Here is a 23,000-nt window from a genome sequence, read left to right as displayed (position 1 = left end):
ACATCAAGGAAGGATCTGAAACTCCCGAACCGCCGGAATACCGCCCGGGTTGGAATTAACAACATACAGTCTTAATCGGCTCGTGGTCAGGTCAACCTCCTGTTCTTGCCAGGTATTGGTATGGGTAGCAATCGGACTGAAGGCGTCCACAAAAGCGCTGCCATTCCATACCTGCACATGCCATTGGGTAGCTTGATACGTACCATCGTTGTCTTCATTGAACCGAAATTTGCTTAGCCTTGTCTGGGCGCCGAGATCGAATTCAACCCAAGCAGGAGACGAGGAGCCGTAAGCTTCTCCGCTGGTCGTGCCATCCCACAGCAACGGGAGCTGGCTCCAGCCGCTGTTGCCGGAGTGGGTGGCTGAGCTTGCAAGATTAGCTCCGCCCAGCGCACGGAACTCCTTTACACCGATGAGACCGCCGGGAGCGGTATTGCGAACCAGCAGTCTCAGCTTGCTAGTCTGAATAAATACTGTCTTCTCCTGCAGATTGCCGGTGGCAGAAGGCTGGTAGAGGAAGCTGTCCACGAACGAGCTGCCGTCCCAATGTTGAACTTTCCAATCGCTTGTCTGATAGTCGCCGTGATTGTCCTCTTGAAAAACCAGCTTCGTAATCGTGCGGGGAGTGACAAAGTCGTATTCCACCCATGCTTCTGCGGCTGCCGCTGTCGCTTCGAAAGAGCTGACATTATCGTCCCACATGTAGTGAAGATTCGTCCAACCGCTGTCTGAGGAAAGCGCACTGCCGTTGGCAAGATTAAAACCGCTCTCGATATAGTCTATCTGAGGTCCTGCCCTGTCCTTGACGTCCTGGGATTGCGTGTTGTTGTTGAGCTTGACGTTGTTGCGGGCTCCGATCGTCACCTGTTCAAAAATCTGCTGCACCGTAGAGCCCAGATCATGGGTCACGTTATGATCCAAAGTAATAAATTCGCTATAATTGTCCAAATAAAAAGCTCCGATCGGATAATGCTGGGCATGGGAACTGCGGGAAATATGATGCACCCAGTTCTGCACGATCCGGGTACCTTCTTGCCGACCCAGCGTATAGATTCCGCCGCCATCATCGTGCAGCTGCATCACGCGATGCACATGATTGTGGCGGATAATATTGTCACCGGCCCCGATGTCATTGTGACTGCTGGACTGGTTGCCGATCTGCATGCCGGAGTATGGGCCGTAGCTGATCTCATTATGCTCGATCGTCACCTGACGGACAAACCCGGCCAGGATGCCGATGCCGTTCGTATAGGCCTGACCGAACCGCGTAATGGTATTGTTGCCGACAACAATGTTGCGTGTCTGTTCTGCATCAGTCGGCAATTTCCGGGCGTAACCGTCCAGTACGACACCGTTGGCTGCGATATCCTGGAACTGATTACCAACGATCTCGCTATGTTTTACACCCCGGAAGAAGACGATGCCGTTGCCTCCCAATTGCTCGAAGCGGCTGTTCTGCAGACGGATATGGTCGGCGTATTCGACACGGACTGCACCAGGGGGATAAGCCGATTTGGCATAGCCGTTAGTCGTCAGGATGGCCGGTTGCACAGCCTGTGTCAGCACGGCACCGCTGTTCGAAGGACCGTTCCAGCCCGCATGTCGGAACACCAACCCATCGAAGCTTAGATTGCGTACCGGCGATTCAGGAGTTCCTGCAAGATCGAACAATACTTCAGTACCTGTCGCGGTCACGGCGGCCTCTCCCATGTTCTCGCCGCTGCGCGGCTTGTAGTACAAGGTGTCGGTAGAAGTGTTGTGGTACCACTCCCCCGGCGCATCGAGCAGTTCGTATGCGTTTTCAAAATGATACGCGCTGCCCGCGTTATAAAAGCTTGGCTCCTTAAAGAAAGCGGTTGCATTTTCAGGACTGCGAAAGGTGAGATAGGCATAATCCGAATCGGCAACATAGCTTGCCACCCGCAGATTATTGTGATACCAATGAGGCTGCACGACCATCTCAACCTGCATTAGATTGTCCCAGTCGCCGATCTCCGACCGGTTGACGGTGTAGGTCCGGTTGGCCGTATCTGCTGCTACGACCGTATAATACGGTCCAAAGTCATTCGCATCCGTCCGGTTTGGCGTTCTTGCCCGGATTCCGCTTTGTCCCTCGACAACCAATTGTCTGAAACGCTGAGAAACGTTATTTTTGCGGTAGATATTTGCTGCGGTGTCATGTAGCTCCCATCCTCCTGTCAGATTCACGCCACCGGAGATCAAGGGCGTCTCATTTTGATAGCGCCGGTATATTACGCGATGCCCATTGGTTCCCGAGTCGGCAGAGGAAAATGTCAGCGGTGCAGAAAGCGTATAGGTGCCGCCTCGCAAGTAAACGATGATATCCCCAGACATGTTTGCATTCAACGACTGGACTTTGGTCTTCGCTCCAGCGAGCGAACAAGGCGCTGCCAATGTGCAGGTATTGCCGCTGCCGCTGGGCGAGGCATAGACGGACGCCTGAACTGCGGCTGCCGCAGGAGCGCCGGGGATGACTGAATCTGGCAGCATAAGCAGCATGGCCGTCATCACCAGGGTTGTCATTTTTCGTTTCACTTGTCGAATCATCCTTCCCGATAGGATTGATTTGCCTTCTATTGATGCATACAACTGTCTCCTCCTTTCCGTTGGTAGTACCATCCTATCAAGAATCTTTTTAGAGAAACTGTCCATTTGTTTAGATCATCTGGGCAATATTGCTCTTGTCGTTACTATGAGATCCATCTGGTCGATTAATATGGGCCACCGGGCGCATTAGGAAAGGGGCTGTCCCGCAATTCATCCAAGATAAATTGCGGGACAGCCCCTACTTGCCAACCTTTTTTATTGAAATGAAATCGCAGAACGAATAGCTTTCTTCCATCCGCTGTACAGCCGGGCCCGCTCCGTCTCATCCATCGCAGGTGTAAAAGCCCGATCCCGCTGCCAGATGGCCGAGAGCGCCGCCTTGTCAGGCCAGAAGCCCACGGCAAGACCGGCTAGATAAGCTGCTCCGAGCGCCGTCGTTTCCCCAATCATCGGACGTTCTACCTCGACGCCGAGAATATCGCTCTGAAATTGCATCAGGAAGTCATTGACGACTGCTCCGCCATCTACGCGCAGCGTCTTCAGTTCCAGCCCGGCGTCCTGAATCATCACATCCAGCACATCTCTGCTCTGGTACGCTAGCGATTCCACCGTCGCCCGGACAAAATGCTCCTTGGAGGTGCTCCGGGTCAAGCCGAATACCGCCCCGCGCACATCGCTCTCCCAGTAGGGGGTGCCCAGACCGACGAAAGCAGGGACGACGTAGACTCCGTCCGTGGTCGTTACCCGAGCTGTATACTGCTCGCAATCCGCTGAAGAACGCAGCATGCGCAAGCCGTCCCGGAGCCACTGAATGGCGGAACCGGCGACGAATACGCTGCCTTCGAGCGCATACTCAACCTTTCCCCCGATGCCCCAGGCGATCGTGGTCAGCAGCCCATGCTCGGAGCTGACCGCTTGCGTGCCCGTCTGCATGAGCATGAAGCATCCCGTCCCGTATGTGTTCTTGACCATTCCCTTCTCAAAACAGGTCTGACCAAACAACGCGGCTTGCTGGTCGCCCGCCATCCCCGCAATCGGCACCTGACGGCCAAAGAAGTGATGGGCTACGGTATGCCCATAAATCTCGGATGAGGAGCGCACCTCCGGCATCAGGGCAATTGGAATGTCCAACAAATCCAGCAGTTCGTCGTCCCAGTGCAGTTCATGGATATTGTAGACCAGCGTGCGGGACGCGTTGGAATAGTCTGTCGCATGTACCTGACCGCCTGTCAGTTTCCAAAGCAGCCAGGTGTCGATGGTCCCAAACAGCAGTTCTCCTTGCTCGGCCCGCTCCCGGGAGCCTTCCACATGGTCAAGGATCCACTTGATCTTGGTTCCGGAGAAGTAGGGGTCGATCAGCAGACCTGTCTTCTCTCTGATGAGGGCTTCACTGCCCGCTTGCTTAAGCTCTTCGCAGATGGACTGCGTTTGTCTGGACTGCCAGACAACTGCACGATGAATCGGATGTCCGGTATCCTTTTCCCAGATGACCGTCGTCTCCCTCTGATTGGTAATGCCGATCGCTTCGATCTGCTCGGGCGCGATCTCTGCCTTGGACAGCGCTCCAGCGATCACGCCAAGCACGGACACCCAGATTTCGCTCGCATCCTGCTCGACCCAGCCCGGCTCGGGATAGTACTGCGGGATCTCATGCTGCGCTGAACTGACGGTTCGGCCGTCCTTATCGAATATGATTGCCCGGGAGCTTGTCGTCCCTTGGTCGATGGCAAGTATATACTGTCCTGTCACTGCCTCTCCTCCTCGTGTTGCGCCGATTCGAATTGTCGCCATAACTCCGTTCTCGAGGTGGTTACTGCCACAGCTCCCGCATCGATGGCCTGCTGCACCTCTGCCGCTGTCCGGACGAGTCCGCCGGCGATTACAGGGATGCCTGTACGGTCCCTTACCTCCGAGATCATATGCGGGATGACGCCAGGCAGTACTTCGATATAGTCCGGTGACGTTTTCTCGAATAAAGCATAGCTTTTCTCCAGCGCATTGGTATCGAGCATGAACAGCCGCTGGATCGCCAGGATGCCGTTTTGCTTGGTCTTGGCGATCACGCCTGCTCTTGTCGAGATAATCCCCGCCGGCTTGACGACCTGGCATAGATATTCCGCCGCCTCTTCGTCGTTTTTGAGACCACCGATAAGATCCGCATGCAGCAGCGGCTTTTTGCCATGCGCTCTGGCGAGCTGAACGACGGGCTGCAGCTGTCCGATATGCGTATCCAATATGACAATGTAATCAAAGGGTCTGGTCAGCAGCTTCTCCAGATCTTTCATCCGCCGGGCGGCCGGCAGCATGATCTGCTTCTCGAGCGACATGGGGTTCCTCCTCGTCTGACGGCGACACAGCTGCTCGCAGCTCCCGCTCCAGCTCTGCCGCATACAACCGCCTTTGCACATCTGTATAACGCAACTCCGAAGCCATATAAGCCAATACCTGCGCTTTGTGTTCATGAACCCAGGCGATATCGAAGAACAGCGCACCGGTACGGCGGATGAAAAAATCAACCGGCTTCAGCGCCATCTCCTCTTCCATGCTGTAACGGAGCATCGCATATACGGATCCTGGCAATCCATGAGCCGGCTCCGGCTTCCATGTCTGCAAGCGGTCGTACACGGCCGTCACATTGGAGCCATATCGCCGTGCCAGCATCTCCGCTTCCGGCGGCGTCAGTCCCAGTCGCTCGCCCTCTGCCTTCATCCGCTGCACAAACGCCGGGAAAGCTGCCGAGCCGCCGACATCCCCACCCGAGAGCGGCAAGGTGCGGGTGACACATCCCTTCCAGGTGCGTCCGGCACCTGAAGAAAGCCGTCTGACGATCAGATCGGTGACCTGCTCCGCCATCTTGCGATAGCCGGTCAGCTTGCCTCCGGCAATCGTGATCATCCCCGAAGCCGAGGTGAAAATCTCGTCGCGGCGCGACACTTCTGAAGGCGACTTGCCTTCCTCATAGATGAGCGGCCGCAGTCCGGCCCAGCTCGACTCGACATCCCGCTCGGTCAGCCGGACGTCAGGAAACATGTCGTTGCACGCAGCGAGCAGATAGGAGCGATCTGCTGCGGTCATTCTAGGATGCTCCGTGTCGCCTTTATAATCCGTGTCTGTCGTGCCGACATACGTCTTGCCGTCCCGCGGGATGGCGAAGATCATCCGGTTGTCCTTGGTATCGAAGTAAATGGCCTGCCGCAGCGGGAACCGTTCGCCGTCGAATACCAGATGAACCCCTTTGGTAAGCCGAAGCGTCTTGCCCCGCTTGGAGTGATCCTTGGCCCGCAATTGATCCACCCAGGGGCCGGTCGCATTGACAACCTGACGGGCAGCGATCCGGTATTCCTTACCGTCTTCCATATCCTGGGCGATCACCCCGGCGAGCTTGCCATTCTCATAGAGCAGCCGGTCTGCCTTCGTATAGTTAACCGCAGCCGCTCCCGCCTCCACCGCTTTCTTGAGCACTTCCATCGTCAGCCGGGCATCGTCGGTCCGGTACTCGACATAGGTCCCCCCGCCCAACAAGCCGTCCTTCTTCAGCAGCGGCTCCTTAGCTGCTGTCGCTGCTGCGGGAATCATCTGGCGCCGTTCCTCCCGCTTTACGCCCGCCAGGTAATCATACAGTCGCAGGCCCAACGAGGTCGACAGCGTCCCGAACGTGCCGCCTCTATAGAACGGCAGCAGCATCCACTCGGGTGTTGTCACATGCGGGCCATTCTCATAGACGACAGCCCGTTCCTTGCCGACGTCCGCCACCATCTTGATCTGGAACTGCTTGAGATAGCGCAGTCCGCCGTGGACGAGCTTGGTCGAGCGGCTGGACGTACCGCTTGCGAAGTCCTGCATCTCGATCAATGCCGTCTTGAGTCCCCGGGTCTGGGCATCCAGGGCGATGCCGGCACCGGTAATCCCGCCTCCTATGATCAGGATATCATATCCTTCGCGTTCCATCTGCCCCAATCTATCTTTTCGATCCGCCGCCGAGAATAATGGATTCATTGCCCGAATCTCCCTTCCATTCAATGTAAAAAGAACCACAAACACCCAGACCGCGCAGAAGCGCAGATCGGGGGGTTCGTGGTTCTCCCGTTCTCCTACCCTTTATTAACTTGCTCTTATTGTATCACATTTTATCCAACCTTCAAGTCCATTCGACATTTTATCGGCCGGATCAGGCTTCGGGCTCCCCCTCGGCGGCAACTGCCGCCTCCGCTTCGTCGACGCCCTCGACGATAAGATTGTCCGGCTCATTCATGATGGACAGCATCGCATACGCCATATCGACCCACTCGGTTTCGACGAACATGAGCAGCGATTCCTGCTGGGTCGCGTTGGTGACGTCGAAGGTGCTAATCTCTTCCAGCAGCCGGACATACAGCTCCTCCATCAGGGTCAGATAGGCTCTCTCCGGCTCGGTCAGTTGTTCTCCGTGGTTGCCGATGCTGCGCAGCGACAGCTCGACCTGGGACAGGAAATGCAATGCACTGCGGTTCATTTCTACTCCCTCGCGGGGCTCTTGTTCCTGAGCGGCGGAGATGAAGGCATGCACACCCTTGGCGCTCCCCCCAAACGCGTAGCCGAGCGCCTGCTTGGCTGCGATCCGCTCTCCCGGTGCCGAGCTCTCCAGCAGCCTCCGGATGTTGTCCAGCACGGTCTCCGTATAGAGCTGCGCATCCCAGGCGGCCAGGATGATCCGCTCTCCCGCCAGGGTGCGCTCCCGCTGATTGCTGTGCAGCTTCTGGGAATAGAGATACATATTGAAGGTCATACTCGCCACCAGCAGGACGACGACCACGCCCGTGAACCAGGAGCGCTTGACCGGTTGTTCCTCATGCACGTTATCCGCCACCTTTATCCTCCTCATTCATGACTTGCAGCCGGACCGCTTGGGCGCCATCGAAGAAGAAGACATGGCACTCGGCTACCGGCTTGCCGACGATCGCGCCGACCGCCTCGGCGTACAGCTCCAGCTGGAAGCGGTGGCGTTCGGCGGCCGCATCCCACTGCTGCATGACGATCCGGTCGGTCTTGTAGTCTACCAGCACCAGCCCCTGCTCGTCCTCAAACAGACAGTCGATGACACCCTGGATGAGGACCGGCTCTGCAGCTGCGTGCGCTCCCGGCACTGCCTGCGGGTAGATCCGTCCCGCCGGCAGCGTGCAGCTGAAGGGCACTTCCCGGCGCACCCAGTCCGCCTGCAGCATGCGCTGGCCCAAGGGACTGCCGAAGTACGCCTGGACCGCATCCAGATCGACGGCAGCTGCCTGCTCTATCGTCAGCAGACGGCGCTCAAGCATCTCCTCGATCAGTCGGCTCAGACTCTCCGGTGTCACTTTGGCGCCGAGGGGGACATGCTGCATGACCAGATGACTGACCGTGCCGCGTTCGGCAGCGGACAGCGAGCGCTCCTCCATGAACCGGGGCCGCCGCAGCTTCAGGGTGCCTGGCGGCACGACGCCGGCCGGCAGCGGCCCGCTGCCAGCGGTCGCTTCACCGCCGCGCGCCTCCTCCAGTGTGATCGCCTGCTCGGCATGCCCCCACTCCGCTTGCAGCCGTTTCATCTCCGTCACGGACGTCTTGGCCGCCAGCATCGTCGCCGCGCTGTGCGGGTAGCGCCAGGACAGCCGCGCATCGATCGCTGCCGCCAGGCTGTCACTTTCCTCAGGCAGCACCGCCCCGGCAGCGATCGCAGCGATTCGTTCTTCACGGCGCCCCTCCGCCTCCGGGTCGGCCGCCTCCGCCGCGGCCGCCTCGGCGGCATACAGCTCCGCAGGCATCAGCGCGCAGGTCCAGCCGCTGCCGCCTTCGAGCGGCCGTGCGGGCAATGCCCCCACAAGCGGCAGCAGCCAGTCCGTGAAGCGGCGTGCCGCCGCCAGCGTGTAATCCGGGATCCGGTCCGGTGCAGCGCCGCTCTCCTGCCAGCGGCTGAGCTGCTTGCCGGCACCTGCCAGCGTTCCCACGAGAAACAGCTTCTCCTTGGGCCTTGTCATCGCTACATACAGGATGCGCATCTCCTCCGCAAGCAGCTCCATCCGCTGCTTGCGGCGGATAGCCAGCTGCGGCAGCGTCGGATAGCTCACCCGGAGTTCGCCGTCGACATGCCGCGGGCCAAAGCCGAGCTCCTTGTGCATCAGGAACGGCCGGTTCAGATCCTGCATATTGAACTGCTTGCCGAGCCCGGCCGTGAAGACGACGGGGAACTCCAGTCCTTTGCTGCGGTGGATCGACATGATCCGGACGACATCCTCCTGTTCGCCAAGCGCTCTGGCGGTACCCAGATCGCCGCCGCGCTCGCGCATCCGGTCGACGAATCGCAGGAACCGGAACAAGCCGCGAAACGATGTCTGCTCGTATTGTCTTGCCCGGTCGTGCAGTGCCCGCAGATTGGCCTGGCGCTGCAGGCCGCCCGGTAGACCGCCCACAAAATCGTAATAGCCTGTGCTGCGGTAGATCTGCCATACCAGCTCAGCCAGCGAGCCCTGTCTTGCTTCCTCCCGCCAAAGCGACAGCCGATCCAGGAACAGCGCCAGCTTACTGCGGATCTGCTCGGGCAGCTGCAGATTGGCCGCTCCCTGCAGCACTGCATCGTAATAAGGCCCTCGCTTCCCGGCGTATACACGGATCATCGCCAGCTCCTCCGCCGTAAGCCCGAAGATCGGCGAACGCAGCACTCCGGCAAGCGGGATATCCTGATACGGATTGTCGATGACGCGCAGGAGCGAGAGCATCACTTCGACCTCGGTGGCATCGAAATATCCGGTGTTCAGCTCTGCATATGCCGGGATCCCGTGGGCCTGCAGCTCCTCGATCAGGATCGGCGCCCACTGGCTGGTCGCGCGCAGCAGGATGACGATATCCCGCCAGGCAAGCGTCCGGCTCGTCTGTCGCTTGCCATCGTAGACGCGGAACGGAGCCTGGTCTTCGCCGCCTTCTCGCAACCGGTGGATCTGGGCAGCGATATAGCGCGCTTCGAGCTGTGCGGTCTGCACATCGGCGACGTCTTCCGGCGCTTCCGATACTCCCGGCTCGCCTTCGGAAGCTTCGTCATCGCCAGACGCATCTGCGCGGTCCAGCACCGTCAGTTCGACCCGGAACGGTCCGCCGCCCTCGCCAGCCGGCGGATACGATGCGCCGCTGACGAGCTCGGCGGCGCGGTCATAGTCCATCTCGGCGACCGTCTCTCTCATGATCGCCCGGAACACGTCATTGACGCCGTCCACGACCTGGACGCGGCTGCGGAAGTTGCGGGCCAGATCGATGCGCAGTCCATCCTCTCCAGCTCCGGACGCATAGGCTTTGTATTTGGCCAGGAACAGTCCCGGCTCGGCCAGGCGGAAACGGTAGATGCTCTGCTTGACATCGCCGACCATGAACCGGTTGCCCCGGCCTTCTCTGGCGATCAGCTCGACGATCGCCTCCTGCACCCGGTTTGTGTCCTGGTATTCGTCGAGCAGGATCTCGTCGAACTGCCGGCGATACTCCAGCGCCGCTGCTGAAGGCAGAGAGCCCTCCGGCGTCGAAGCCGGGGAACGCAGGATACGCAAACAGTAATGCTCCAGATCGCCGAAGTCGAGCAGTCCTTTGGCCCGCTTCGCCTGCTCATAGCGCCCGGCAAAGTCGATAACCAGCGACGCCAGCGCCATCATCTGCGGCGCCGCCCCCTGCAGCTCCTCCAGGAATTGACCGGGCTGGCGGCTGAACAGCTCCGATGCCAGCTCGCCGATCAGCTTTTTGGCGCCGTCGCGCAGCGATTTGACCCGCTCCTGGAGCGACTTGTCGATATCGTCGCCACGCAGCGCCTTCAGCTTGCCAAACGGGCTGACGGCAAACGCTTCATGCCAGGATGCCCATGGGGCCGTCTCCACGACCGCAGCCAGTCTGTCCACAGCTGCCAGTTCCTCCTGCAGCGTCTGCAGGTAGGCCGCCGGGCCGCCGGGCTCGCCGGCGCAGCGAACGGCGCTCGCCAGCATCTCGCGCGCCCCGGACAGAGCAAGCGCCGCTTCCTCGGCAATGGCCCCGACCCAATCGCTCCTGCCCAGCGTCTCCACGTCAGGAATCTTGAAGGCGGCAGCCGTCTCCCGCAGCCAATGGTCGGGCCAGGGGTGACTGCGGGAGAAGTCATATAACTCCTGCACAAGCCGGTATAGGGGCTCGTCCCCGCGCTCGCCGCCGTAGTCATCGGCCAGCCGAAGGAAGCCCAGATCGACATCGCTGGCTGCGTAACGCTGCTCGAACAACTCATCGAGGACATCGAGGCGCATCAGCTCGGCTTCTGTCTCGTTGGCGACCCGGAAGCCAGGGTCCAGCCCGATCATCGGGTAGTACCGGCGGATCACATCCAGGCAGAAGGAGTGGAGCGTCGTAATCGAGGCCCGGCCCATCATCGCCAGCTGCCTCCTCAGATGCTCCGACTGCGGCTGCTGGTGAAGAGCCCGCTCCAGCGCCAGCCGGATCCGCTCTTTCATCTCCGCCGCCGCCGCTTTGGTGAACGTCGCCACCAGCAGCCGATCGACATCGGTATCGGCCGATATTTTGCGGATGATCCGCTCGACCAGAACGGCCGTCTTGCCTGACCCGGCAGCGGCGGCCACGAGTATATCGCTTCCTCCTGCGACGACTGCATGCCACTGCTCGTCCGTCCAGGTGCTTCCCGGCGGCTTGAGAGGCAGCTCGCCGGCCGGCTGTTGTTGCGATGTTGTATTATCGCTCTCCTGATCCAACTTCTCCGCCTCCTTCCTCTCCAGTGCCCAGCTGCGGCTGCTCCTCTGCCGAGGCAGCGCGCTCGGCCAGCGTCAGCCAAAGCTCGTCCTTGCTCTGCTTGCGCAGCTTGACATAGTCGTTGCCGGCGAACAGCGGGTCGAACTGGCAGACCGGCTTGTAAGAGCAGAACGTGCACGGCGACTGCGAGCCTAACCGGTAAGGCGTGATCGCTACTTCGCCGCGCGTGATCCGCTCGCCGATCGTGCGGATCGTCGTGCGTACAGCATAGCGCAGCGTCTCCCACTGCTCGCCCGTGACGACAGAGGAGCTCCCATAGAACCCGCCGTCCTTCTTGACGGCGACGGGCAGCAGCTCCGAATGGCCGGTGCCCAGCTTGCCGTCCATCATCCGCACTGCCTGTTCGTCGGCCAGGAGCAGCCCCCTCAGCTTGAACCGCTTGAGGATCAGCTGTCTTGCTTCCTCGCCCTCCAGCCGATTAGACGCCAGCAGCATCGGATTATGCACATGGAAGTACAGCACGCCCGCAGCGATCGCTGGCTGTCCGAGCCAAGCCGGCGCATGCGTGAGCAGCACATCCAGATACGTCAGCATCTGCAGCGACAAGCCGTGCACGACTTCCTCCAGCCGCAGCGAGGTTGCGGAAGACTTGTAATCGATCACCCGCAGCAGCATGCCGTCCTCGGTCTGGGCAGCATCGACGCGGTCGATGCGCCCGATAATCTCCATGGTCTGCCCGCCCGGGAGCTTCACCTCCAGTGCCGGCAGCGTTCCTTCGCCGCCGAAGTCGAGCTCCAGCCCGACCGGCTGGAAGCTCGCCCGGCGGGCATGCTCGCCCAGCACCACTGCCGCCTGGGCGACGATCGCAGCCAGCTTGCGGGCGATGTACTGGAAGCGGCTGCTGCTGAGCAGAATTTCCGACTGCAGTCGTGGCGCCAGCTCCTCTACGGCCTTGACGGCCCGGCTGCGGATCTGCTCTTCCGTCTGCATGCCCCAGTCACCGGCCAGCTCGGCCGCCAGTCGGCTCAGTGCGGCATGGAACAATTGACCGATATCCGGCGCTTCCAGCCGGTAGTGCCGTCTCTCCTGCAAGCGCAGACCATGGATAGCAAAGTGCTGGAACGGACACGAGACGAAACGCTCCATCCGCGATACGCTCGCTCTGAGCCGGTCCCCGTACAGACGGCTTGCGGTCTCGGACGAGAGCGGCGGCTCTGCGTTGCTGTACTGCAGGGATGAGGCAGCGACAGTCAGCCTGTGCTGCCACTCCGGCCTTGCCGCATACCAGTTGTACACCTGCCACCAGAGCGTGCTTGTCGACTCGCCTTGCTGCCACTGCCGCAGCTGGGCGATCAACCGGGAGAGTGCCGGACCCGGCCGGACAACGTAAGCAAGCTGATCCTCGGCGGGAGCCTGCGGATCAGGCTCGCCAGCGATGATGCGCTCCTCCAAACCGGGAAACATCTGCTTCAAATGGCGGATGATCTCCGAGGGGAGCAGGCTCTTGCCTTCGGCGTCCGAAGCCGGATAGCTGATCCACAGATGCTCGGATGGCAGCGTCAGCGCATGGTAGATCAGGAAACGCTCATCCAGCAGCCGTCTGCGGACGCCTGGTGCCATGACCATCCCATCCTGTGCCAGCCGCTCTCGCTCTTCCTCCGTCAGGATGCCGTCCTCCTGGATCCGCATCGGCAGGACGCCGTCTACCGCCCCCAGCACATAACAGATTCCGATGCGTCCGGTCCTCGTCCGCTCCATACTGCCCACCAGCACCTGATCGAGGGAAGGCGGCACAGCCGCCAGCTTCAGATTGGATAGACCGGTTTCGAGCATGCCGGCGAACAGTTCCCGCGAGATGTGCTCGTCGCCAGCCATCTCTACCAGTTGGTCGAGCAGATCCATGATGCCTTCCCAGAGCTGCCTATGCTCACGGGCTCGCCGCAGCTCGCCTCGCTCGGCCGCCTCCCGGCTCCAGCGCTCCAGCCGCTCGGCAGCATCGGTATGGTCGAGCAGCCGGTACAGCGCCTCGCACATCTCCCGCACGTTGGCCGCCTGCTTCAGCCGCTGGCCGAATCTGCGCAGCGGCGCTACGACCAGCTCGCGGCAGTCCATCACTTCGTCGAAGGCGCGGCGATCCGCCGCTCTGGCCTCCTCCGGACTGCCGTCCAAGGAATCCTGGACCAGCGGACGCCAGCGCTTGCGGTCCAGCCAGCGGAGCCCGTCGATGCCGCTTGCGAGGATATAGTTCTCCAGCCGGTCCATCGCTTCGCGGGACACGCTGCCATCGCCTGGCAGCAGCATCTCGGTCTTGATGCAGCGGAATACGGCATCATAACGCCAGCCCTGCACGACCGTCTCCAGCGCCGAGCGGACAAACTCGACGAGCGGATGATGATGGGCGTCGCTCTTCTGATCCAGGAAGTAAGGAATATCATACGCACTGAACGTCTGCTCTATGTAGTCCGTATAACTCGCGCTGTCTCTCACCATCACGGCCATATCGCGCCATCTGCAGCTGCCGCTGCGCACCCGCTCGATCATATCGCGGGCCACTGCATCCACCTCGGCCCGCCGGTGCACTGCCTGATGGATCGAGATGCCGTCCTTTCCCGGCTCCGCAGTGCCGCTCCGGCGCGGCGGGATCATCGGGATGCGCGTCCCGAAGTGACGCTCCAGATGGGCCAGCTGCGGCTGCTCTGCAAACCGTAGCGGCGGCTCGCCACCCAGTACCAGATCCGGCTGCCGATACACGCCGAGCCGCTCGGCGAGCTCCTGCAGCTGGATATAGGTCTCAGCCGTCGGATGGAACAGATCCAGGTCATGCGGCCGCTCTCCGGGCCCGTATGGGCGGTCAAGCGTCACGGTCACCGTCACCTCGGCAGCTTCCTGCAGCAGGACGCCGAGCGCCTCCAGCTCGCGCGGCGTGAAGCCGTGGAAGCCGTCGACCCAGATCTTGGCGCCGCGCAGGATGGACGACTGGCTGCCGCCCAGCGCCAGCCAGCTCAGATAATCCTCTGCATCGATATACAGTCCGGCCAGCTCGCTCTCGAGCTGCCCGTAGATCAATTGGAGATCCTGCAGCTTGCGCTCCAGCAGCGGACTCGCGGCAGCGCCGGATCCCATATATTCGCCGATCGACGCGGGGCCGATCGCATATCGTTTCCATTCGGTCAGCAGCTCGCCCAGCCGCTCGATGAAGCCCTGCTGCTCGCCCGCGCCTTGGTACAGCTGCAGCTGCGGTCCGATCCGATGCAGGATCTTGTACAGCTGCATATGCTTGCCATCCTCGGTGATCGGCACGAGCGCGGTCCCGCCGGTCTCCTGCATGACTCGGAACGCCAGTCTGCGGAAGCTCAGCGCCTGGGCCCGGATCGTACCCGGCAAGCCATCCGTGCGGGCCAGCGCGTATTCGGTCTGGAACGTCGCCTGCTCAGGCACCAGCAGGATCAACGGCTCGCCCTCCGCCGACGTCCGCAGCTCATCCAGCAGCTCTTTCATACACAGCGTGGTCTTCCCTGCGCCGGAGCGTCCCAGCACCATTCGGAGCGTCATCAGCTCAGCTCTCCTCTACTCTAGAAAATCAATATTACTATTCTATCATACTCTGCAGCCGCTTTTCACCCTTGTGAACAAACATACGTTCCCGGCCCCGGCTGTTCAGTCGACATGACGAAAAAACGTCCCGCACCTCGTAAGGGAGCGGAACGCCTCTATCGTCACCGAGCTGGTCGAGAAGCAGGCTGACGGTTGTTGTGACTCTTGGTCTAAACTTGCTTAAGGCTGCGCACTTCAAACACGGCAAACTTGAGGTAGTGCCCCTCGCTCACCCCGAGCAGCTGGGGATGATCCTTGCCGGCCGCGCGCCATTCGATTAGACGCAGCAGCTTGCCCGCGTCCTTCGCCGCTTCCTGGATCGCTTGCAGGAACATCTCGGGGCGCATATGGTACGAGCAGCTGGCGGTTACGAGATACCCGCCTTCGTTGACGAGCTTCATCCCCTGCAGATTGATGTCCTTATATCCGCGCATCGCTCCCGCGACTGCTTGCTTGGACTTGGCAAATGCAGGCGGATCTAGGATGACGACATCCCATGTCCTGCCGGTCGTCCCGAGCGGCACAGACGTATCCGCCCCGCCGCGGGCGCGCTTGCGGCGTTCTTCCAAGCCCTTGACCTGCTCCCGCAAATAAGCGAATGCGTCTGCGACTTCGAACTCTACCCGGTCCTCGAAGCCATTACGCGCCACGTTGCGTCGGGCGGTCTCGATCGCATGCTCGGAGATGTCCAGGCAGGTAACCTTCTTGGCCCCATACTTGCAGGCATGCAAAGTAAAACTGCCGGTATGCGCAAAGCACTCCAGTACAGTAGCCCCGTCCCAATAAGGAAAAGTGACCAGCTTGCCGCTTTTGTTGACAGGCACGGTCACCTCTGCAGCCCCTTCAGGTGCCTGGAGCCAGTAATCTGCCGGCAGTGTGTCGGCAGCCCGACTCTCCAAGTGAATGCCGCTGCGGGCGCCCCAGCCTGTCATAAGCGGCGCGATCGCAGCCCGATTCTCCCGCTGATCATAGAAGTACCCCGTCTTCTGGCCCTTCTCGATATCCACTTCCAGGAGCAGACCATTCTCTTCGATTACGATTATGCCGGGGGACTCGCCATAGATGACACCGCTGCGAGGCTCCAGCCCTTCCAGTGATCTCACACTGACATCGCTCCGCTCATAGATCGCGGTCGGCGCGAACACCGTCAGGAGCGCTCGCGCCAGCACGTCCCGGCGCACTTCCATGCCCAGGCTGAGTATCTGCACGACGAGCACATCGCCGAACCGATCGACAGTCAAGCCGGGCAGATAGTCCGCTTCGCCGTAGACCAGCCGACAGTCGCGGGGGTGCGGCAAGAACCGCTCGCGATGCTGCAGACACCGCCGCAGACGCTCCTCAAAAAAGGCCTGATCCATCTCTACCGGCTCATAAGCGACGATCCGCACGGCAATCCGGGAGCCCGGGTTCCAGTACCCCGTAGCCAAATATTTGCCCTTATGATCGACGATATCGACGACATCACCCGGCTCTGCCGTTCCCTCCAGCCGGTCCACCTCGCTTGTGTATACCCATGGCTGACCCTGCTCAAGACGCGGCTTGCGGCTGCGCTGCAGGACGATTGATGCTCTCATGATACATGCCTCCTAGTGTTGCTGTTTGAATGGCCCGCAATGAACGTAAAGTTTATGGCTGAGCGCCTCGCAGTTCTTACGCCTGGCATGCTTGTCTGCGTCCAAGCATACAATGTATTTACATCGAAGGAGGTGCCGCTCATGCTGCAATCGATCCTGTTCCCTATGCTAGCCGGGTTCGCCGTCTTCCTGCTCGGTATGAAAGCCATGGAGATGGCGCTGCACCGGCTGGCTGGTCCGTATCTAGACAGCATCATCCGCCGAAGTACGGACACCCCGCTCCGGGGAGCGGCTGTGGGAACAGTCACGACGGCGTTCCTGCAGAGCAGCACGGCGGTTACTGTTATCACGATCGGCATGGTAGGCAGCGGCCTGCTCTCCTTCCGGCGCTCGCTCGGCATCATCCTCGGCACCAATGTCGGCACCTGCCTGACGACCGAGCTGATCGGACTGCAGATCCATCGTCTCGGATGGCCGCTTCTGATCGGTGCCGCTTTCTTGTGGTTTGCCACCGCCTTGCTGGACGAAGGCCGCGGAAGCCAGAGCGGCTCGCCGCCGGGGACGCTGACTCATACCTTCCGGTACACCGCAGTAGCAGCAGCCGGATTCGGACTGCTGCTGGTGGGGATGACGATGATGCAAAGCCTTGCTCCCGCAATCGAAGCAAGTCCTCTTTATAGCTGGCTCCTCGAGAGAGCAGGCGAAAGTCTGTGGTGGGGGTTGGCTGCTGGCGCCATCCTGACTGCACTGGTCCACAGCAGTGCCGCGGTGATCGCGATGATCATGGGCCTTGCGGCCACCGGTGCGATGCCGTTGGAGCTCGGCGTCGCCGTCGTCCTCGGCGCCAATGTCGGTACTTGCGCGACAGGGCTGCTGGCTGCCATCGGCAGCTCTTCGGCCGGCCGGGCCGTGGCGCTGGCCCATGTCGCGCTCAACATCGGCGGCGCCTTGCTGTTCGCCCCGTTCATCATGGAGCTGCAGTGGCTTGCTGCCCTGCTGTCCGATCAGCCCGCCGCTCAGATCGCTCATGCGCAGACCATCTTCAATGTCGCCAGCTCTCTGTTGGCGCTGCCGCTCTGCTATTTGCCGATCTGGCGGGATATCCGGCCCAAAGGCAATCCACCCGCTATCGCACCTTGAGGCCAAGCAAACGCAGCGCACCCGCCACGATCCGGTCATTATTGTCGTAACCCGACTGACGCTGGCGTCGCCACGCCTCTTCCGGTGTGAACCAATCGACACCGCGGATCTCTTCCACTTGGGCCTGCAGCGTACCTCCGACAGCTTCTACAAGGTAGTAATGGACTTCCTTATTGACCTTGCCTTTGACTTCATCACGGTACTGGTATTTAATCTGGTCGATCGGCTCGATAATCTTGCCTACGATGCCCGTCTCCTCCACAATTTCGCGCAAAGCGGTCTGCTCGATCGTCTCGCCAGCCTCCATCTTGCCTTTGGGGAGCGATATCTTGCCATACCGGTCCTGGATCAGCTGCACCTGCAGTCCAGTGTCTGTACGGCGGAATACGACGCCCCCCGCAGAGTATTCGACCATGGTATTCCCCTACTTTCCTAAGTACGCTGCCCATCACGAAGCAACTCCAAGAAGCGGATTCGACATCGAATCTTGAATGCAGTCCGATAAGAGTTTCCGAAGGAAACTAGCTTCGTAAGCTTCCTCTTAGGTGCTCACGTAGCGATGCTTCCGAAGTCGTTTTCTACGAAAACGTGGACGCTCCTCATTTCCTCCTGCCTCCAACCTTCTCGGTGCTGAACACCGAACTTTATTATTAGCTTTCAGCTCCGCGGGATGCTGCAGCTGTATTGACTAGATTTAGACAGCCGATGCCGCACGCAGCGAGGCTGGTGTTGGCGCTGCCGATGCGACCAGCTCGCCCCGGCATTCACCCTCGCCCGCCTCGGTCAAACGCACCTGGCAGACCTGGCCGATGAGTGATTCGCTGCCCTCGAACACGACTTGGATATAGTTGCCGGAGTAACCCATGATCAGACCCGCTGGATCCTCGGCTTTGTATGGCCGCTCGGGGATGACATCCAGCGTCTGGCCGACGAACTGCTGGGCATACGCCAGCTGCATCCGCTCGGAGAGCTCGATCAGCTGATGGACGCGTTCATGCTTGATCTCTTCATCCACCTGATCGTCCATGCGGGCCGCAGGCGTACCTGTCCGCTTGGAGTATGGGAACACGTGCATCTCGGCGAAGCCGATCTCCTCCATAAACCTGTAGCCCTCGCGGTACATCTCCTCCGTCTCGCCTGGGAAACCTACGATCACGTCTGTTGTAATTGCCACGCCCGGCATCGCTTCCTTCAGTCTGCGGATCTTCTCCGCAAATTCAGCGGTAGTGTACTTGCGGCGCATCCGCTTAAGTACGGCATCATGGCCCGCCTGAAGCGGAATATGCAGATGACGGCACATCTTCGCTGATCGGTTCAGCACCGCGATCACCCGTTCATCGATCTGGCTCGCCTCGATCGAGCTGATCCGGATGCGTTCCAGCCCGTCGATCCGATCCAGATCCTCCAGCAGATCGGCCAGCTTGTACTGCTCCAGATCATCGCCGTAGCCGCCGGTATGGATACCCGTCAGGACGATCTCCTTGTAGCCCGCCGAGACCAGCTGGCGCGCTTGCTCCAGCACACTCTCCGGCGCTCGGCTGCGCGAGAGTCCACGGGACCACGGGATGATACAGAAGGTGCAGAAGTTGTTGCAGCCCTCTTGGATTTTAAGAAAAGCCCGCGTACGCTCGGCAAAGTCGGGAACGTCCAGCTCCTCGAACTCGCGGGTTTTCATAATATTGCGAACGGCATTTACCGGCTGGCGCTCCAGCTGGTACTGGCCGATGAAGGTCATCAGCTTCTCGCGGTCCTGCGTGCCGACGACCAGATCCACGCCAGGAATGGCGAGAATCTCGGCAGGCGAAGTCTGGGCGTAACAGCCTGTAACCGCGATGACCGCATCCGGATTGCGCCGTACGGCGCGGCGGATGATCTGGCGGCTCTTCTTGTCGCCTGTATTGGTCACCGTACAAGTGTTGATAATATATACATCTGCGGTAGTGTCAAAATCTACCTGCTCGTAGCCTTCCTGTTTGAACAACTGCCACATTGCCTCGGTGTCATAGAAGTTAACCTTGCAGCCGAGGGTATAGAACGCAACGGATGGCATCGTCTATATTCCTCCCATTTCTCCGGATTCGTACATCAGGCAGGTAAGTCCCACCAAAGCTGCCGTCTCCGTCCGTAATATCCGTCTGCCCAGACCAGCAATGCGGATGCCGCAAGCTTCCGCTTCCGCCACCTCGCGCTCCGAGAAGCCGCCCTCCGGGCCTACAATAAGCAGTACCTTGCGCATCTGCTGCGCATCTGTATCTAGGGCGATCAGCTCGCGCAGGCCGTGCGAAGGAGTCTCGCTCTGCTTCTCGTAGCAGAGCAGCGCCAGATCGTACCCGCCCGCCTCCGCCAGCAGAGCCGGCCAGGACATAACCGGCCGAACTGGCGGTATCTTGCTGCGGTGAGCTTGCTCAGCGGCCTCCTTGGCGATTCTCTGCCAGCGCTCGAGGCGCTTGCCTTCCTTCTTGTCATCATACTGCACGACAACCCGCTCCGACTGGAACGGGATAAAACCGGCGGCGCCGATCTCCGTCCCCTTCTGGATGACGGTCTCCATCTTATCGCCTTTGGGCAGCCCCTGGGCGATGACGATGTGCCAGAGCGGTTCGCTTGTCATCTCCCGCAGCTCGACGATCTCGGCGATCACCTCGCCGGGCGCCAGCTCCGCAATCTCAGCTACAGCTTCCCTCGACTCGCCATCGCTGACGATAAACTGATCGCCTGGCGTCATCCGCATCACTCTGACGATATGGTGGGCGTCATTGCCGCCGATGGTTACCCTATGGGCCGCAAAGCGTGCGGCATCTATAAAATAACGTTGCATAAGCATCCCTCGTTCCAGCATTCCAGACTCCAGCTCCAACAGAGCGGAGCTTGTCAACTACCTATTATAGCATGGTCCGCCCCGCTTGATCCAGCACTGTCCCGCTATGGATTAAGAAGTATGCACAAAACCCAGACTGCCATCAAAATAAAGCCTCAAGGTAACGGATCGTTCTTCCGATCGCTGTTGTTCCCAGCTTTCTTGATTTTGGCCCCCTATTAAGGGGGGATCCGGTCTTGTTAACTTGCGTTAAACAGGCTTGCGAGCCACGAATGCAATCCAGCTGTCCTCCCGGAACCGTTCCACCACTTCAAATCCTGCATCGCGCAGTCCCTGCGCGACCAGCTCTTCCTTGTTCTCGTAAATGCCGGAGGCGATATAAGTCCCTCCCGGCTTGAGCGCCGCGTAGACATCGTCCAGGAACAGCATGATGATCTCCGCCAGAATATTGGCGACGACTACATCGACAGGCACCTGCACCTGGAGCGTCTCTTCGCTCTGCTGCTCCCCTGCCTGCAGCACGCCGAGCAGGTCGCTCAGCTTGACCTGGATCACATCCTCCAGTCCGTTCAATCTCGTATTTTCGGTTGCACTGGAGACAGCGACCGGATCGAGATCAAGTGCCAGGACGCGGCTCGCGCCGAGCCGGCAGGCGCCGATCGCCAGGATGCCGGAGCCTGTGCCGACATCGATGACCTCTTCGCCCCCCTGGATAACAGTCTCCAGCGTTCGCAAGCATAGAGCTGTCGTCGGATGGGTGCCGGTGCCAAAGGCCATGCCGGGATCCAGCTCGATGATCCGTTCTCCCTCAGCCGGCTCGTATGCCTCCCAGGTCGGCTTGATCGTGAGCCGTTCACTCACCCGGAGCGGCTTGAAGTATTGCTTCCAGGCATTCGCCCAGTCCTCTTCATCGACGATCTTAGTCGTCATGACGAACTCCCCCGGCTCGATGCCGAACTCTCGCAGGCCCCGGATCGACGCTTCCACGCTGGAGAGAATCGGCTGCACTTCTCTTTCTTCCAGAAAATACCCCTTGATCACCGCCTGACCCTCGGGTATATCGTTGAGCGGATGCTCGTACCATTGACCCAGCGAAGTATCGCGGGGCTTGTTCAGGGTGCCGGATTCCTCGATTGATACGCCGTCGGCATCCAGCTCATGCAGGAAGTTCGTGATCATTTCAATTGCTTGCTCGGTCGTCGAGATCGTAATTTCATGCCATCTCATTCGGTTCAGCTCCCTATCATTCGTCTCTTCACAAAGGACCAGCTCGGCTCCATACCTACCTACATTTATAAACAAAACAGAGCTCTTCCGCAAGGTCTCGCGACCATTGGAAAAGCTCTGTGAAGGATGAGCGCGGCCCCGTTATTCTCCCCGGAAGGCCTTCTTCATCCGGTCAAAAATCGATTCATGATGCTCTTGCTCCGCGCCATTCGACTGCAAACTATCGCCGGCAAACTGCCGCAGCAGTTCCTTCTGCTCATCGGAAAGCCTGGTCGGCGTGACGACCGTCACTTTGACATGCTGGTCGCCTTGGCCGTAGCCGCGCAGCTTGGGCACGCCTTTGCCTTTGAGCCGGAAGTAGGTGCCGGTCTGGGTGCCCGCCGGAATCTTCAGCTTGACCTTCTCGGTCAGCGTCGGGATCTCGATCTCGTCGCCGAGTGCAGCCTGCACGAAGCTAAGCGGCACTTCGCAGTAGATGTCATCGCCGTCCCGCTCGAAGAAATCATGCGACTTGACACGCAGCACAATATAGAGATCTCCAGGCGGACCGCCTCGGGTACCCGACTCGCCCTCGCCGCTCATCCGGATCTGGGCGCCTTCGTCCACGCCGGCGGGAATCTTGACATGCAGCTTGCGCTGCTTCTTGACCTTGCCTGCGCCGCCGCAAGTGCTGCAGCGATCCTTGATCACCTTGCCGGTGCCGCTGCAGTTCGTACAAGCGCGGCGGTTGACGATCCGCCCGAACGGCGTATTCTGTGCCACTTCCTGCTGCCCTGTGCCGCGACAGATCGTACAGGTCTCCGGGCGCGTACCGGGCTTGGCGCCGGAACCGTCACAGGTATCGCAGTTCTCCGTACGCGGGATCGTAATATCCTTTTCGATGCCGAAGACCGCTTCTTTGAACTCGATGGTCATCGTATATTGCAGATCGTTGCCCCGCTGCGGGGCGTTGGGGTCGCGCCGGCCGCCGCCGCCGAAGAACATATCGAAGATATCGCCGAAGCCGCCATTAAAGTCGGCTCCACCGCCTCCGAACCCTTGATTTGGATCCACATGGCCATATTGGTCATAGGTAGCTCGCTTCTGATCATCGCTGAGGACGTCATAAGCTTCTTTGACTTCCTTGAATTTCTGCTCGGCATCACTGGCCTTGTTTACATCGGGGTGATACTGCCGGGCCAGCTTGCGGTATGATTTGCGGACATCGTCCGCTGTCGCATCCCTGCCTAAGCCAAGCACTTCATAATAGTCCCGTTTCTCCGCCACATGGTCACCTCCCGTTGATTCAATCCTTTAACAGCGTCCTGACACAAGCGAAGGTCAAAATCAGACCACGCCTGACTTTGACCTTGCGCTGCCACTTG

14 protein-coding genes are annotated in these 23,000 nt (G+C 60.0%); 1 reads left to right on the top strand and 13 read right to left on the bottom strand.

All coding sequences use genetic code 11. The annotated features are described in order from the left end of the window. Positions 1-3: 3 nt before the first annotated feature. The 8 genes from ABC336_RS27215 to ABC336_RS27180 all read right to left on the bottom strand — a co-directional run bounded on the left by ABC336_RS27215 (position 4) and on the right by ABC336_RS27180 (position 16,451). A complete protein-coding gene (locus ABC336_RS27215) occupies positions 4-2,556 on the bottom strand; it encodes a right-handed parallel beta-helix repeat-containing protein (protein WP_413241651.1) in 2,553 nt (850 codons plus the stop codon). Positions 2,557-2,823: 267 nt separating this feature from the next. After that, positions 2,824-4,359: a glycerol kinase GlpK gene (glpK, locus tag ABC336_RS27210; RefSeq protein ID WP_413241650.1), complete on the bottom strand. Its 1,536-nt coding sequence runs from the start codon at positions 4,357-4,359 to the stop codon at positions 2,824-2,826. After that, positions 4,314-4,895, bottom strand: coding sequence for a glycerol-3-phosphate responsive antiterminator (locus tag ABC336_RS27205; RefSeq protein ID WP_413241649.1), 582 nt, complete (start codon positions 4,893-4,895; stop codon positions 4,314-4,316). Before ABC336_RS27205 ends, glpK begins: the two co-directional genes overlap by 46 nt. Then, positions 4,816-6,564, bottom strand: coding sequence for a glycerol-3-phosphate dehydrogenase/oxidase (locus ABC336_RS27200; RefSeq protein WP_413241648.1), 1,749 nt, complete (start codon positions 6,562-6,564; stop codon positions 4,816-4,818). Before ABC336_RS27200 ends, ABC336_RS27205 begins: the two co-directional genes overlap by 80 nt. Positions 6,565-6,736: 172 nt before the next feature. Next, the gene (locus ABC336_RS27195) at positions 6,737-7,414 is read right to left on the bottom strand and encodes a hypothetical protein (RefSeq protein ID WP_413241647.1); all 678 of its coding nucleotides are present in this window, start codon (positions 7,412-7,414) and stop codon (positions 6,737-6,739) included. Further along, positions 7,404-11,285, bottom strand: coding sequence for a helicase-exonuclease AddAB subunit AddA (addA, locus tag ABC336_RS27190; protein WP_413241646.1), 3,882 nt, complete (start codon positions 11,283-11,285; stop codon positions 7,404-7,406). Before addA ends, ABC336_RS27195 begins: the two co-directional genes overlap by 11 nt. Next, positions 11,266-14,835, bottom strand: a complete 3,570-nt coding sequence (gene addB, locus ABC336_RS27185; protein WP_413241645.1) for a helicase-exonuclease AddAB subunit AddB — start codon at positions 14,833-14,835, stop codon at positions 11,266-11,268. The genes addA and addB overlap by 20 nt, the downstream gene beginning before the upstream one ends. Before the next feature lie 212 nt (positions 14,836-15,047). Beyond that, complete coding sequence (locus ABC336_RS27180; RefSeq protein ID WP_413241644.1) at positions 15,048-16,451, bottom strand: class I SAM-dependent rRNA methyltransferase; 1,404 nt, start codon at positions 16,449-16,451, stop codon at positions 15,048-15,050. Between the two features lie 141 nt (positions 16,452-16,592). On the opposite strand from ABC336_RS27180, the gene ABC336_RS27175 reads away from it, so the two are divergent. Next, positions 16,593-17,591, top strand: a complete 999-nt coding sequence (locus tag ABC336_RS27175) for a Na/Pi cotransporter family protein (protein ID WP_413241643.1) — start codon at positions 16,593-16,595, stop codon at positions 17,589-17,591. Here ABC336_RS27175 and ABC336_RS27170 read toward each other — a convergent pair. The 5 genes from ABC336_RS27170 to dnaJ all read right to left on the bottom strand — a co-directional run bounded on the left by ABC336_RS27170 (position 17,578) and on the right by dnaJ (position 22,902). Further along, positions 17,578-18,006 carry an NUDIX hydrolase gene (locus ABC336_RS27170; RefSeq protein WP_413241642.1) on the bottom strand — a complete coding sequence of 143 codons (429 nt, stop codon included), beginning with the start codon at positions 18,004-18,006 and terminating at the stop codon, positions 17,578-17,580. The two genes, ABC336_RS27175 and ABC336_RS27170, sit on opposite strands and share 14 nt — an antisense overlap. Before the next feature lie 279 nt (positions 18,007-18,285). Beyond that, positions 18,286-19,641, bottom strand: coding sequence for a tRNA (N(6)-L-threonylcarbamoyladenosine(37)-C(2))-methylthiotransferase MtaB (gene mtaB / locus ABC336_RS27165; RefSeq protein ID WP_413241641.1), 1,356 nt, complete (start codon positions 19,639-19,641; stop codon positions 18,286-18,288). Between the two features lie 3 nt (positions 19,642-19,644). Beyond that, positions 19,645-20,409: a 16S rRNA (uracil(1498)-N(3))-methyltransferase gene (locus ABC336_RS27160; RefSeq protein WP_413241640.1), complete on the bottom strand. Its 765-nt coding sequence runs from the start codon at positions 20,407-20,409 to the stop codon at positions 19,645-19,647. Between the two features lie 249 nt (positions 20,410-20,658). Next, positions 20,659-21,636: a 50S ribosomal protein L11 methyltransferase gene (gene prmA / locus ABC336_RS27155; protein WP_413241639.1), complete on the bottom strand. Its 978-nt coding sequence runs from the start codon at positions 21,634-21,636 to the stop codon at positions 20,659-20,661. A gap of 141 nt (positions 21,637-21,777) precedes the next feature. Continuing rightward, complete coding sequence (gene dnaJ / locus ABC336_RS27150) at positions 21,778-22,902, bottom strand: molecular chaperone DnaJ (protein WP_413241638.1); 1,125 nt, start codon at positions 22,900-22,902, stop codon at positions 21,778-21,780. Positions 22,903-23,000: the final 98 nt, after the last annotated feature.

This window comes from Paenibacillus jepli (genome assembly GCF_047238105.1).
In the GTDB taxonomy this organism is placed as follows: domain Bacteria; phylum Bacillota; class Bacilli; order Paenibacillales; family Paenibacillaceae; genus Paenibacillus_D.
Note: the sequence above shows the minus strand (reverse complement) of the source record. Positions and strands in the feature narration are given on the sequence as shown.